Source organism: Ruegeria sp. H3 (genome assembly GCF_056533095.1).
Window position 1 is genome coordinate 190906 of record NZ_JBQFOD010000007.1, and the last position, 13621, is coordinate 204526.

At 55.7% G+C, this 13621-nt stretch carries 8 protein-coding genes; 3 read left to right on the plus strand and 5 right to left on the minus strand.

Translation table 11 applies throughout. The features are described 5' to 3' along the window. Positions 1 to 19 precede the first annotated feature (19 nt). The 5 genes from ACR0JE_RS10685 to ACR0JE_RS10705 all read right to left on the minus strand — a co-directional run bounded on the left by ACR0JE_RS10685 (position 20) and on the right by ACR0JE_RS10705 (position 9492). The gene (locus ACR0JE_RS10685) at positions 20 to 1330 is read right to left on the minus strand and encodes an HlyD family type I secretion periplasmic adaptor subunit (protein WP_480864146.1); all 1311 of its coding nucleotides are present in this window, start codon (positions 1328 to 1330) and stop codon (positions 20 to 22) included. Beyond that, on the minus strand, positions 1314 to 3458 hold the full coding sequence (locus tag ACR0JE_RS10690; protein WP_480864147.1) for a type I secretion system permease/ATPase: 2145 nt from the start codon (positions 3456 to 3458) through the stop codon (positions 1314 to 1316). Before ACR0JE_RS10690 ends, ACR0JE_RS10685 begins: the two co-directional genes overlap by 17 nt. After that, positions 3455 to 4714 carry a TolC family protein gene (locus ACR0JE_RS10695; RefSeq protein ID WP_480864148.1) on the minus strand — a complete coding sequence of 420 codons (1260 nt, stop codon included), beginning with the start codon at positions 4712 to 4714 and terminating at the stop codon, positions 3455 to 3457. The genes ACR0JE_RS10690 and ACR0JE_RS10695 overlap by 4 nt, the downstream gene beginning before the upstream one ends. A 61-nt stretch (positions 4715 to 4775) precedes the next feature. Further along, positions 4776 to 5600, minus strand: coding sequence for a SapC family protein (locus ACR0JE_RS10700; protein WP_480864149.1), 825 nt, complete (start codon positions 5598 to 5600; stop codon positions 4776 to 4778). Positions 5601 to 5661: 61 nt separating this feature from the next. After that, positions 5662 to 9492, minus strand: a complete 3831-nt coding sequence (locus ACR0JE_RS10705; RefSeq protein WP_480864150.1) for an Ig-like domain-containing protein — start codon at positions 9490 to 9492, stop codon at positions 5662 to 5664. Positions 9493 to 9682: 190 nt separating this feature from the next. On the opposite strand from ACR0JE_RS10705, the gene ACR0JE_RS10710 reads away from it, so the two are divergent. From ACR0JE_RS10710 to ACR0JE_RS10720, 3 genes are all read left to right on the plus strand, one after another. Next, positions 9683 to 11770: a beta-propeller fold lactonase family protein gene (locus ACR0JE_RS10710; RefSeq protein ID WP_480864151.1), complete on the plus strand. Its 2088-nt coding sequence runs from the start codon at positions 9683 to 9685 to the stop codon at positions 11768 to 11770. 219 nt (positions 11771 to 11989) lie between these two features. After that, a complete protein-coding gene (locus tag ACR0JE_RS10715; RefSeq protein WP_480864152.1) occupies positions 11990 to 13174 on the plus strand; it encodes a tyrosine-type recombinase/integrase in 1185 nt (394 codons plus the stop codon). Next, positions 13174 to 13551, plus strand: a complete 378-nt coding sequence (locus tag ACR0JE_RS10720) for a hypothetical protein (protein ID WP_480864153.1) — start codon at positions 13174 to 13176, stop codon at positions 13549 to 13551. Before ACR0JE_RS10715 ends, ACR0JE_RS10720 begins: the two co-directional genes overlap by 1 nt. The last annotated feature ends 70 nt before the right edge of the window (positions 13552 to 13621 follow it).

The window sequence follows — 13621 nt, forward strand, 5'->3', positions numbered from 1 at the left end:
GTCGATCAGGTAGCCCCCGCTACTCTCGTAAGGCCTGGTCTTTGATCTTCACAACGGGCTGTAGGATATAGTCCAGCACCGATTTCTTGCCGGATAAGATATCCACCTCTGCGATCATGCCTGGAATGATTTCAACTGCAATTCCTTGCCCGTCGAGCATGGTATTGCTGGTGCGTATCTCAACGACGAATACCTCTTCATCATTTCTTTCGGACCGGGTGATGGAATCTGCGCCGATGCGTAGGATTTCTCCGTCCAACCCACCATAACGCGCAAAGTCGTAGGCTGTGATCTTCACCTTTACCGGCTGGCCCGCACGCAAGAAGGCGATATCCTCAGGTTTGACATAGGCTTCGACCAGCAAACTATCGTCCAATGGCACAATCTCAATCAGGTCTTCGCCACTTCGGGCCAGCCCACCAATTGTTGTTCGATGTATCCGATTCACTATTCCCCGGACCGGCGATTTCACCTGCGCGCGGAGGGCGCGGTCGCGCAAAGCGGGCAGGGCAGGCTCAAGTGCCGCAAGCTCGGCGGTCGCAAGGGCCAAATCCGTCAATGCGGCGGTCCGAAAACGGCTGCGTGTGGCCTTTATACGGTCATCGATTTCCTCGAGGCCCGTCTTTAAGCGGTTGGTCACGGCCTCGGCACGTACCTTGTGGCCTTGCCACTCAGCCTCGCTACGGCGCAAGGCCAACAGTGTGGTCGCGGGTTCCATGCGCTGTTCAACCAACGGAGCCATAATGGCCCGCTCTTCAGCCAGCACCTTCAGAGTTTCATCAGCGGTAACCTGATCAACCAACCCCTCTTCATATTCCCGCTGCCGTTGCTGTCTCTGCCGCTCCAGAATTGCAATCTCGGCGCTGAGTTCAGCTTGCCGCCCCTGATAGAGCGCAGTTTCCGAACGCACGACATTTGGCGCGCCTTTGATCAGAGTTGTGTCAAAGCTCAGCTCCGTTCCATCAATTTCAGCCTGCAAGCGCTGAACCCGCGACATGAGACCGTAGGCCCTTTGTTGTTCCTGGCTCAATTGGCTGTCAATCTGGGTGGTATCCAGCTCCATCAACACAGCACCTTGGTCAACCAACTCACCCTCGCGCACATGCAACACCTGCAAAACTCCAGGTTCCGTCGCTTCAATCACTTGCACATCGCCCGACGGCACAATCCGGCCATCCACGCGGGTAACATCATCCAGTTCTGTAAGGTAGGCCCAAGCACCCGCGCTCAACAAACAGGCCAAAATAACCAGCAACAACAGCGAACCTTGCAGCGGTGCCCGCCCCTGCATCTCACGTGCAAGCTGGCTCAGATCAGGATGCCGCGACATTTAGATGCCTTCCTGATCTGCGCGCGTGTTGGGTCAGCAGGCTTTTGGGGCCATCCGCACCGATTTTCCCGCCTTCGATCACTATGACACGGTCAACCAGTTCCAGCAGGCTGGTTCTATGGGTCACCACCACGACTGTGGTGTCTGTCGTTGCCGCCTTCAAACGCTGGATCACCTGCGCTTCGGTTTTGACATCCATCGCGCTGGTTGGTTCATCCAGCAACAAAACCGGAGGCCGACCAATCAGGGCCCGCGCCAACGCTATCGCCTGTTTTTGACCACCCGACAGCCCTTCGCCTCGTTCAGCCAATTGTTGATCGTAGCCACTGGGATGTCGGGCAACAAAATCTTCAACGCCTGCGGCGCGCCCAGCCGCAATCAAGTCCTCGTCACGTGGTCTAATCGCACCGCTGACAATATTATCCCGAACAGTGCCTGAAAACAGCCAGATATCCTGAAGGACTGAGCCGATATTACGCCGCAGGTCGCCCGGATCAATCTGGCGAATATCCAGCCCATCCAGCATAACCGACCCAACCCGCGGCGAATAGAGCCCCAACAACAGCCTGGCGATTGTGCTTTTGCCCGATCCGATTTGACCCAGGATAGCCACCTTTTCACCTGGTTTGATCGTAAAAGATACACCGTTCAGAGTGTCTTCATTCTGATCTGGATAGGTGAAGTGCACGTTGCTGAACGAAATGGCCCCCTTGAAACCCGCCCTCGTGATCCAGCTTCGGCCTTCAGGACGCTCACTTTCAGCCTGCATCAAGGCATCCAAATTGCGATAGGCGCTGCGTGCCTGATTGACGCGGGTCAGGGTTTGGGCCAGCTGTCCCAACGGGGCCAAAGCACGCCCCGTCAGCATGACCGAAGCCACAAGCGCACCCATGCTGGCCTGACCTTCGGTGATCAGAAACACGCCATAGAATACTATCAGAACCTGCGCTGCCTGCTGCGTAAAGCCTGTCAAATTCAAGGCAAACTGGGTCACGGCGCGACTGCGCGCGCCATGGGCGGATTGTCGTTCGATCGCCTGCTCCCACCGATTGCGCATTTGTCGACCGGCAGAGGTTGTTTTGATCGTCTCGAGGCCCGAAACCGCCTCAACCAACACCGATTGTTTGGATTGACCATCCGCCAGGCTTTTCTCAGCCATACGCGACAGGATCGGCTGAACCACAAGACCAGCCAGCAAAACAACCGGTACAGCAAGGGCCGGGACCAGGGCCAAATCGTCGCCGACCAGATAAATCACGAAGATGAACAGCGCGATAAAGGGTAAATCTACGATGGCAACCAATGTTGCCGAGGTAAAGAACTCTCGGAGGGTTTCAAATTCACGTACCGTGCTGGTCATCGCACCGGTCGAGCCGGTGCGCGATTTCATCTGAATATTCAGCAACTGATCGAAGACACGGCGCCCCATGAACATATCAGCGTTTTGACCCGCGCGATCGATAAAGCCAGCCCTCAGAAGCTTGAGTATAAAATCGAAGACAAGAGCAATACCAACGCCAAAAGTCAGAGCGATTAAAGACTCGGTTGCTTCGTTCGGAAGGACGCGGTCATAAACCACCATAATGAACACGGATGTCGCAAGGCCCAGCAGGTTGGCAAGCGCGGCGGCCAGTGCCACTTGGACATAGGACCAGCGGTTGGCGGATAGCGCAGACCAAAACCAGTGGCCGCTTCGAACTTGCCCATCATTAGTGACTTCGGCCTTATGATCTCGGCGAAACAGGATCGCAAAGCCCGCATAGACTTCGCTAAGTTCTGTTTCAGACATCTCGCAAAGCCCACCGCCGATCTCGGGATCAAAGATCAACATCTCTCCATCGGGTGCGCGCCCGTGGTAAGTGACGGCCTTACTACCATCCAGCAAAAGCATCGCGGGAACCAGAGCATCGTCAAAATCTTTCAACGGTCGTGCGCCATATCCGGCCCGCAACCCCGTGTGTTGGGCCAACGCAAGAATGTCCCGAACGGTCAAATCTCCATCCACACCCGACTGAGCAGACTGCAAAGTGGCGAGCGTAACGGGCCGTTCAAGACTGCTGGCGATGTTCAAAAAACAGGCTTCATAGGCTGAGATTTGAATATCGGAAGATGGGGAACCTGCCGTCATTGCTGGGCGCTCCAGGTGCCGACCGACAAGCCAAGCAGATCAAGGATATCACCTGTCAGGCTCAATGCGGCATAGTTGGTCAGAAAAAAGCTCTGTTCAGCCAAGATTAACCTCTCCTGCGCGTTCACAAAGTCCCGTTGAGCGTCCAGAATTTCAATCAGGCTGCGCCGCCCGATAGTAAATTGTGCACGAGCGGCTTCGACACTTTCAGCGTTGGCCTGCACTGCCAATTTTGCGGCCCGAAGTCTTTCAGCACCGGCTTTTTGATCAGAACGGATAAACCCAAGCTCTCGGGTTATTTCGCGGATCAGCGCCTCGCGGGAGAATTGGGCGTCCTTCACCCGCGCGTGCGCGGCGGCGATTGCCGCGCGTCTTTGGCCGGTACTGTCAAGTTCGTAATTAAACGACAAGTCCACACCGAAATTGGCATCCCGATCAGTATCTTGATTGGCGAAAGCCGCCACTCGGATATCAGGCTGCCTGCGGGCCTGAGCTGCGCTCCATTCAGCCTTTGCAGCCACCAGGCTTGCATCAGCGCGACGCACCTGAGGGCTGCTCATGACGATTTGGGCATCACTTCGGGTCAGGTTCGGAGCAGGGATTGGTTGCGGAAGGGCGTCTGGTGCGGAATCAAACACTTCGCGATAGCGCGCTTCGGCGCGGTCGACCTGCGCAATCGCATCGGCGTAACGGGTTTGAGCATCCGCCATGCGTGAGCGTGCAGTCAGCAGATCGGCATTTGAGCCTGCCCCGCTGGCAGTTCGATCCGATATCTGCCGTACCAGCTTTTCATGCGCTGCTACGTTCTGCGCGTTGATCCCTTGGATCTTGCGTCTGTCCAACACAACGACATAAGCTTCGATCGCGGATAATGCAGTTGCGGCCGCAGTCTGCAATTGATCCCCTCGGCTTTCATAAACACGGGCTTCGGCGGCAGCCAGTTCACCTGATGCCGCACCGCCATCGTAGACCAGTTGCGAAACGCGAAGGTAGGGCGACACATCTGAGACATCGGAGTCTACGCGCTCAGACCGGGCGTTGATGCCCAGGGAGACCTGCGGCAGAAAAGCGCCTTTGGCAGCATCCTGGTCTGCCGCTGCAGCCTCCAATCTTGTTTCACTCTGAGCAAGGTTCGGGCTTGTTTCAACGGCCTGACGGATCTTGCGGCCGAATGCACTTTGTGTCAGCGTTTGAGCAGGCGGCGCTGCGCCGGCACCAGCTGTTCCGCTGGAGAATGAAACCTGGATTCCGGACAACCCGGGCGGTTGCTGACACCCTGAAACCAGGAGCACGAACACCAAAATGCATGCGAAAGCCTTAAGCATATGCATAAGCGCCCCCTTGCTTATCATAGTTGAATGGTAATTCTTCAAGCTGCGCGTTCACGACAGCATCCAGAAACCCAGAGACATCCGAGGAGGTTTGGAGCTGCGATCTATCGGTCAGTTGATCCTGTATTTGTGCCAACCACTGCACGTGCGACAGTGAAACCTGATGCGCATGAATCAGTCGCATAGCTTGACTATTGGTCAAAAGCGCCCGATGGGATGACCGCAGACCATGTATCGCCTGCAGATGAATGCCAAAAAGACCATGTGGGCCATCAGCCTTCAAAACCTCGCTCAGCGGCGAGAGTAGATTCAAGTCACGGATCAGGCGGCACAGCCCCAACGTTTCATGCTCAGCTGCGGCGCGTTGAAAGAGAAACGATTTTGCTTTGATGAGATCGCAGTTCAGCCTCTTTGCGTCGTCAAAGAAACGAACATCATCGGGGTTATCGGTGACCAGCCCGATCGCTTCATCAACCAGCAAATGAAACTGTTGTCCTGACGCTGAAGCGGCGCGCCCCGCCCCAAAAGGCGGACAACGTAGCGCAGTTGGCAAATATCGCGCCAACCAAGTGCCGTTTGCAGCGACAAAAGGTGTAGTGGAATCGACCTGCATCGACAGCAGAGCAACGGGTTGGCAACCCACCGGGGTCATTCGGAAAGCGATCGGAAACATGGCGGCGACCTGCAGGATTTCCGCTTCTACAACAGCGCACTCCGTCAGATGTCGAGCAAACTCGAAAGATGTGAACCGCCGCCAAAAGCGATGTCCATGCCGTTCGAAAGAGACCGGTGTCAGGCCGTTCTGTAGCATAGCGTTCCCCTTACGCTGTCTGATTGTGAAGTCGAATCCAAGTATATGACCGCGAGGCGGGTTACGCCGTCGCGCCCGTTGGATCGGTATGCAGGATGTTGTCGGTGGACAGCGCGCTTAGATCATCGAGTCCATCAAAGATGGCCACGGTTTCAACACTCGCGTCACTCGATCCTGAATAATCCACCCTGATCAACGCACTGTCTGTACCGTCAGTCGCCAGTACATAGAGCGCATCGCCAGATTGTGCGCCTGTGAGACTTTCGACAGCCGTTTCAAGCGACGCTGCCGTGAGATCGGTCAGCACCGTCGTCAACCCGACAAAACCAGTGCCGAGACCCAACGCATCACCAACCGCCAGGGTTTCAAATCCGGTTCCATCGCCTCGCAATGTACTGACATCTAACCCGCTGAACATCAGCGCATCCGTCACATCTGATGCCGGACCAAGTGTAAACCCGGTAATCGTATCGACGCCGTTTGTTGTCGGGTCAGCTTCGAAGACAACAACATCGCGCCCGGCTGTGTTCAGGTCAATCGCGTCATCCCCTTCGCCACCACGCACCAGCGTATCGACATCAGACGCCGTCAACGTGTCATCATCATCCGTTCCCAGGTGCAGCACCATTGGCCCTCCATCCGGAGTCTTGATCGTCAAAACAATGGGCTGGTTGGGATCCTGTACAGTCATCGTGAATGTGACCAAAGGTTGGGACAGGTCTGTGAAGGTCGTCGCCGCACCCGCAAAACTGACGACATCGCCAGGTCCGGTGTTGGCTAAGAAGAGATCGAATTCGCCATTTTCTGTGTCAGAATTCACATCGAACGTGACCACGGAGGAGTCGTATTCCAACTCAGCTGTCATGGCCAAACCAGATGAGATGTCCCGATCAGAATCCGCGTGGATTGCGAAGGTGATCGTCGAGCCGGATTGTGCAATCTCGGAAATCACATAGGCTGCAGGCACATAGGCTGCTGTTTCTGTTGTGACAGGCAGCGGATCTGGCCCACCCGAGACGGTGGCTTGCGCCGTGAAGTCGAGATCATCACCCGCTTCGGCACCCGCAAATTCAGACGCCGAAACTGTCAACGACCATGTTCCATCCGGGCCAACAGTTGCAGTACCGACCGAGTTGCCGTTCAACAGAACATCAACGGCTTGGCCTGTGCTAAGACCCGCTGAGCTGCCACTGACAACCACGCCAGAGCTTTGCGCATCGCTTAGGGCTATCGCTTCATTCGTTCCAATTGCGCGCATGCTCAGCGTGGGCCGGAAATCCGTCGTAACCGAAGTGGTTGCCGCAGGAGAAATGTTTCCAGCGCTGTCCGGAACGGTGGCCGAGATTGGATAGCTGGTCATGTCTGACAATGCGGCCAGATCAGATGTCGGGACAGTGACTGTCCAAGTCCCACCTGAGGCAGTGGCGACATAGGTCTGCCCGCCGAATATGACGGATACGGTTTGCCCATCCCCGGCGGTTGTGGTTCCAGAGATTGCAAGGTCGCTGTCACGTTCGGTGACATCTAGAACCGCTCCCACAGGCAAGGCATCGATTGTGATGGATGGTGCGGAGAAGTCGGTGTCAAAGCTGGTATTTGTTTGACCGCTATTGCCTGCGCTGTCAGCTACGGATGCAGTGACATCATATGTGACGTCATGCTGTAGCCCGCTTAGGTCAGACGATGGTGCGGTAAGGGTCCAGTTGCCACCGGAGACGGTTGCAGTTCCAGTGACATCCACCGTTCCATCGGGCCGCGCAATCTCGACCGTTACAACCGTCCCGTCTGGTGCATCTGAACTGCCTGAAATGGTCAGATCCGTACCCTGTTCAGCCGCATTCATCACCGCACCATCCGATAGATTGGTAATAGCGACACTGGGTGCGGTGAAATCGGTATCAAAGCTGTTCGTTGCCTGAATGGCCGGGTTGCCTGCAGCGTCTGACACGTCAGCTGTCACCGATATGGTGGACGCATCTGACAATGCTGCCAGATCGCCAGCGGGGACAGTGACGTTCCAGACGCCGCCGCTGGCGGTTCCGGTATAGGTTTGACCATTCAGCTCGACCGCAACGACCTGCCCATCCTCAGCCGACGTTGCGCCGATAATCGTCAGATCAGTCGCTTGCTCGGCAGCATTCATGACAGCGCCATCCGAGAAGCTATCGATGCTGAGTGTGGGTGCGCTGGCATCTTTGGTGAGAGGCGTATCTGCCTGAGGAGCAGCAAGCCCATCAACATCAGAAACGTCCGCCGTGATAGAAAAGCTGCCTCCATCAGCAAGGGCCGCAAGATCAACAGCTGGAACAGTGACGCTCCAACTGCCGCCCGAGACGGTGCCGGCGTAGGTTTGCCCATCGAGCGTGACGGTGACGGCTTGACCGTCCTGCACATTTCCAGTCGTGCCGGAGATGGTCAAATCCGACCCGGCCTCGGCCGCATTCAGCACCGAACCTATTGTAAGAGGTGCGATGCTGATCGACGGGCCTGTCAGATCGACAGGTACCGAAGCCGTCGCAGCGACCGCCGAGTTTCCTGCCAAATCTTCAACGGTGACGCTGATCACCGCAGGCGTTCCGGTTGTGAGACCCGAAAGATCAGCGTTCGGGACTGTCACGCTCCAACTGCCACCCGAGGCGGTGCCCGAATAGGTTTGGCCATCCATCGTAACCGTAACGGTTTGGCCATCTTCGGCACTGGTGTTGCCGGTCAGGATCAAATCGCCACTGACATCAATAAGCTCGATCGAACCGCCAGCGACCGGGTCCAATGAAATGGTCGGAGCGCTGAAATCGGTATCGAAACCGCTACTTGTTTGAGGGGCAGGGTTGCCGGCCCCATCCGAAACATCGGCAGTTACCGATATGGTTGTGCCATCCGGCAATGAGGCAAGATCAGCAGCCGGGATAGTCACGCTCCAATTGCCGCCCAAGACAGTGCCTGTATAGGTCTGACCATTGAGCGATACCGTGACAGTTTGCCCGTCCTCGGCATTGGTTGTTCCGGTGACGATCAAGTCCGTTGCTTGTTCGGCAGTGTTCATCACCGCCCCATCCGAGAAGCTGGTGATAGCCAGGGTCGGGGGTACTGTATCAATGTCGAATGTAACAGTTTCAACCGACAGCTCATCCCCCATGTCATCGAGATGTCGAATGGTGATATCCGTCACGCCCTGAGGCACGCCGCTGGCCTCTGACGGGGTCAAAGAGACACTCCAGTTCCCATCTGAGTCCGGGGTCACGGTTTTGACCACTGATCCAATGGTAATCTCGACACTGTCGGTGCCCGCTGGAGCCACGGAATTGATGGTCGAACTGCTAAGCGTTGTTCCCTGTAACTGAGCCAGGTTCAGGCCCGGATGGCTTGGAGCTGGCGGAGGTGTTGGCGTCGACGCAGGACTGGCATCATCGCCACCACCACCGCCACCAGCAGCGGCGGCAGCCCCCGCCAGGCCCAAACCGCCCAAGGCCGCCCCAGCCCCACTGACACCGCCTGCGGCAGCAGCGCCCGCTTCAGCCAGGCTGAACTGTGCGATCTCGGCAACCGCCGCTTCGGCGATCATGATGGCGCCGCTGTCCAGAACCTGAATATTCTCGGCGGCAACAATCATGCTGCGCCCGTCGGTCATCTTGAGAAGAACATCTCCATTTTTCAGCAGCTTGGCCGATTGCACGCCGGGAATGGTTTCAGCGAACTGGTAGGCATACAGCTCTTCAATCGTGGCCTGAGCAAACGCGGGCAGCGCCAACAGAGAGGACCCCAGCCCACCTGCCAAACCACGCCCTACCCAGCGGCCCATTTTGCCATCTATCCACTGGCGAATCCGGCGCGAGCGGTCCGTTTCTGATTGATCCGCTGCAGGATTCGTATTGGTCTCAGGTGCTTTGGTCATCTTACCCTCACATGTATTGCCGGCGATCTTGGAAGGGGGACAATCCGCACCGTTTAGGCTTTTGCTCATCTGTCTTACCCTTTGACTGCGTCGGCGATCGGACCCGAAAAAATTGAACTAAACTCAAGCCGAACTCCTCGTTTTCACCACATTCTTGCTATGGTTTCGGTCTGGGCATCGGATCATCTTTGTGCTCAACGCCAGGGGTGGCGGTGGGGTGATGACTATGATGCTGCAATTCGAAACATTGGTTGCAACGGGAAGCACGGCGCTCGATTCAGGTATCGGCGATACGGCTTTAAAAACGTTTAACGGGGACACGTATCTCTACACATTGACCGGCCCAACCGGGGGCATCGCGGTATGGAGGCTGGTTGACGGCGCAATCCCACAACTGGTGGATACCCAGTATTACAGCGGGTCGATCATGTTTCAGGTGGGCGGCACAGGAACGCCTGTTTCGCTGGCGGGCACAGATCATCTGGTACTTGATATCGATACGGCCACCGGGATTGTCAGTTATGATCTGAACACCGACGGCACGGTCGGAGATTTGCAGGAAACCGGAACGTTGAGCGGCGGTGGCGATCTGTCTGCCGTGACCCAGTTTTCTGTCGCATCGTCCAACTATCTGGCGCTCGCGCATGAAGATACCGGCCAAATCGGAACCTATATCGTCAACGGTGACGGCAGCTTGTCGCTAGCCGGGCTCATCACCGGAACAGCCGATTCGATGCAGGCAATTCAGTCTGGTGCCGGGCAGTTTATTGTTGGAACAGATGCAACAGGCGACGGCATCACTGTGTATCACATCGATCCGGCAAACGGGACGCTCAGTGCGGTCGACAACAGCGACGCCATTGCAACCCTTGGCATTTCGACTCCAACTGCGGTTGAAACTGTCGAGGCGTATGGCGAATCCTGGATCGTGGTCGCCGGATCGGGCAGCAACTCGCTAAGCGTTATGCGAGTGAACAGTGATGGTACACTTTCGCCGTCCGATCATGTGCTGGATACGTTGGACACCCGGTTCCAAGACGTACAAGACATCGCGGTTATAGAAGTCGACGGGCGGGTCTTTGTGGTCGCTGGCGGAGGCGATGATGGCATCACGCTTTTCACCATGAGCCCAAACGGACAACTGATCCATATGGACAGTTTCGCGGACACGGTGCTGAGCGGGTTGCAAAATGTCGAAAACCTGAGCGTGGCCCAAGTCGGGGGTGAGCTGCAGATTTTGGCGACCAGCCAGATTGATGCAGGCGTGAACCTTCTGACCGTCGACGTTGCAAATCTGGGCGATGTCCGGGAAGGCTTCGGCACCGTCACTGGCACTGCTTTGGACGACATGCTCAGCGGTGGCGTGTTGAATGCAAACCTGCTGGGCGGGGCAGGGGATGACATCCTGATTGCAGGGGAAGGAGCCACTACGATGACGGGGGGGGCAGGGGCGGATATATTCGTGATGCAATCCGGCAGCGGCGTTACAACCATCACAGATTTTGAGGCGGGAACAGACCGGCTTGATTTATTTGACTACTTGCTGCTGCGATCGCCGACCCAGCTGATCGTTACCAGCACGGCAGACGGTGCGGATATCACCTATCGAGGCGAAGTCATCCACATCACCTCTTCGACCGGAGGGCCTCTGACCAGCACCGAGATCTTTGGCACAGGATTTGGCGGCCCCGACCATATCCCTGTTGATTTCAGTGATTTTGGTGTGTCCGAACCACCCAGTTCAGGAGGGATACAAGGCGATATCTCGATCAGCTCCGAGACCGGCAATCCGGGTCTAGGGGATGCTGAAATTCAATTCACACCTGACGGAAACAGCCCGATTACCACAACCGCAGACGAAGACGGAAATTTCGATCTCGGCCTGCCCTCGGGGACTTACTCCGGGCATCTCGACATCACCAAATCCTATTCGACGGCAAGTGCCGAGATCACCGCACTTGATGCATTGCAAGTGTTGCGGATCGCGGTTGGGTTGGACCCGACCTTCGGGCCCGCTGCGCCGGAAAACCTTATCGCTGCGGACATTACGCAAGACGGTAGAATCAATGCACTAGACGCATTGGCAATCTTGCAAGTGGCCGTTGGGCAGACGCCCACACATGAAGCCGAATGGGTTTTTCTGGACGCTAGTGCAGATTTGTCAGGGATCACCGCGTCCAATGTCGATTATGATACGGGAATAGATGTTGTCGCAATCGATGGCGTGATCGAAGCGGACATGACATCCATCCTTTTGGGCAACCTCGAGGCTGTATAAATACTCATAATGATGATTATGTTAAATATAATTGGTGCGGGTGGAGGGCATTGAACAAGCATTCCGTAACGTGCTTATTTGCTCCAGCATATCTGCTAAAGGTCGTAGTTAGCTGTATATATTAAATATTTTCCTTCCAAGTTGTTCCGAAGCGCTCCATGATATACAAGATATAGAAGTGGGACTATAAGTTGGACCATAAGAAAGCCCCTGCCAATCATGCGCCAAATCAACAAGCTCAGTGGAGCCAAAGTCAGAACCGCCCAAGCCGGTAAGTACGGCGATGGTGGCGGACTGTGGCTGCACAAGCGTGATGCCAAGCAAGGCAAGTGGGTGCTGCTGGTCACCGTACACGGTCGCCGTAGGGAAATGGGTCTTGGTGCTTATCCAGACGTATCGCTGAAAGAAGCGCGCGAAGCAGCCGAAAGATGGCGGGCAGTCGTTCGGCGAAACCTGGACCCAATCAAAGAGCGTGAACGCGAACGCAGACAACTAGAGCGCAATATGAACCTACTCAAAGACATTGCTCTAGATGCATTCGAGTCCCGCAAGGCCGAATTAAAAGGTGATGGAAAGGCCGGGCGCTGGTTTTCTCCATTGGAGCTGCACGTCTTGCCGAAGCTGGGGAAAGTGCCGGTTGCCGATATCGACCAGATAGACATCAGAGACACGCTAGCCCCAATTTGGCATGAAAAGGCGGAGACCGCCAGTAAGGCGATGGATCGCTTGGGCATTTGCCTCAAGCATGCCGCCGCTCTGGGTTTAGACGTGGATTTGCAGGCGACGATGAAAGCTAGGGCGCTATTGGGAAAGCAGCGCCACAAACCTAAGAACATCCCTGCCCTTCCTTGGCCTGACGTGCCGGTTTTCTATGCCAGCTTGACCGAAGGCACGACCACACACTTTGCATTGCGCTTGTTGATCCTGACGGCGGTTCGTTCTGGTCCGGTGCGTAAGGCTCACGAAGACCAGTTCAAGGACGATGTTTGGACGATCCCTGCAGAAATCATAAAGGGCCGTAGGGATGCAACTAAGGATTTTCGGGTGCCTTTATCGGATGCTGCGCTGGACGTGATCGAAGCAGCTAAGAAGCAGTCGCGCGATGGATTTTTATTTCCAAGCGTTCGCAAGGGCGTCATCTCCGACGCGACAATGTCCCGCTTGATGGAGCGCAGGGAGATGGATGCACGACCTCACGGGTTCCGGTCGAGCTTCCGAGATTGGGTAGCCGAAACGACAAACACACCGCATGAGGTTGCAGAAACCTGCTTGGGTCATGTTGTCGGAAGTACAGTAGAACGGGCCTATAGACGCACGGATCATTTGGAGCAAAGGCGGATCCTTATGCAGCGGTGGGCAGATTTCGTTACAATAAAGCAAGCAGATATTGTGAGGATCGGCTGATGTTTGCCACGGATGGTTGGATTTCGGCACCTGATGTATTTGTTGCCCTCTACAAGCAGAATTGGATCGATTCAGAGGGTGAACCCGTATCTGAGTTGGTTGTCGAGAAAACACGCAGTGATTTTAGAGCATTTGTTGGTTCAATAGAAGACGCCGGTGCTTTGCGCTCGAACGGCAATTTGTTTCGTATTGGACCGCAACTGTTGTACAGATTCACATTTGATGGCAGGAGCCATGAACTGTTCTCCATCACTACGGGTCTGGTGCGAAGCCTCTCACGTCGTCAGAAAGAAAGAGCTTGGCTGAAGACTCAGACGAGACGGGGTCGGCTTCAATACCATGCGTCTAAATTCGGCACTAGGTTCTGGACCCATTAATTTGGTTGCCGTCATCTCGGCTGCGTGATTCAAACCCCTGAGTTTCAGGGGTATAACATGAGTAATCTAT

Coding starts and splice junctions, on each gene's coding strand:
- ACR0JE_RS10715 (WP_480864152.1), top strand. CDS start 11,990: ATGCGCCAAATCAACAAGCTCAGTGGAGCCAAAGTCAGAACCGCCCAA.
- ACR0JE_RS10700 (WP_480864149.1), bottom strand. CDS start 5,600: ATGCTACAGAACGGCCTGACACCGGTCTCTTTCGAACGGCATGGACAT.
- ACR0JE_RS10705 (WP_480864150.1), bottom strand. CDS start 9,492: ATGACCAAAGCACCTGAGACCAATACGAATCCTGCAGCGGATCAATCA.
- ACR0JE_RS10685 (WP_480864146.1), bottom strand. CDS start 1,330: ATGTCGCGGCATCCTGATCTGAGCCAGCTTGCACGTGAGATGCAGGGG.
- ACR0JE_RS10720 (WP_480864153.1), top strand. CDS start 13,174: ATGTTTGCCACGGATGGTTGGATTTCGGCACCTGATGTATTTGTTGCC.
- ACR0JE_RS10690 (WP_480864147.1), bottom strand. CDS start 3,458: ATGACGGCAGGTTCCCCATCTTCCGATATTCAAATCTCAGCCTATGAA.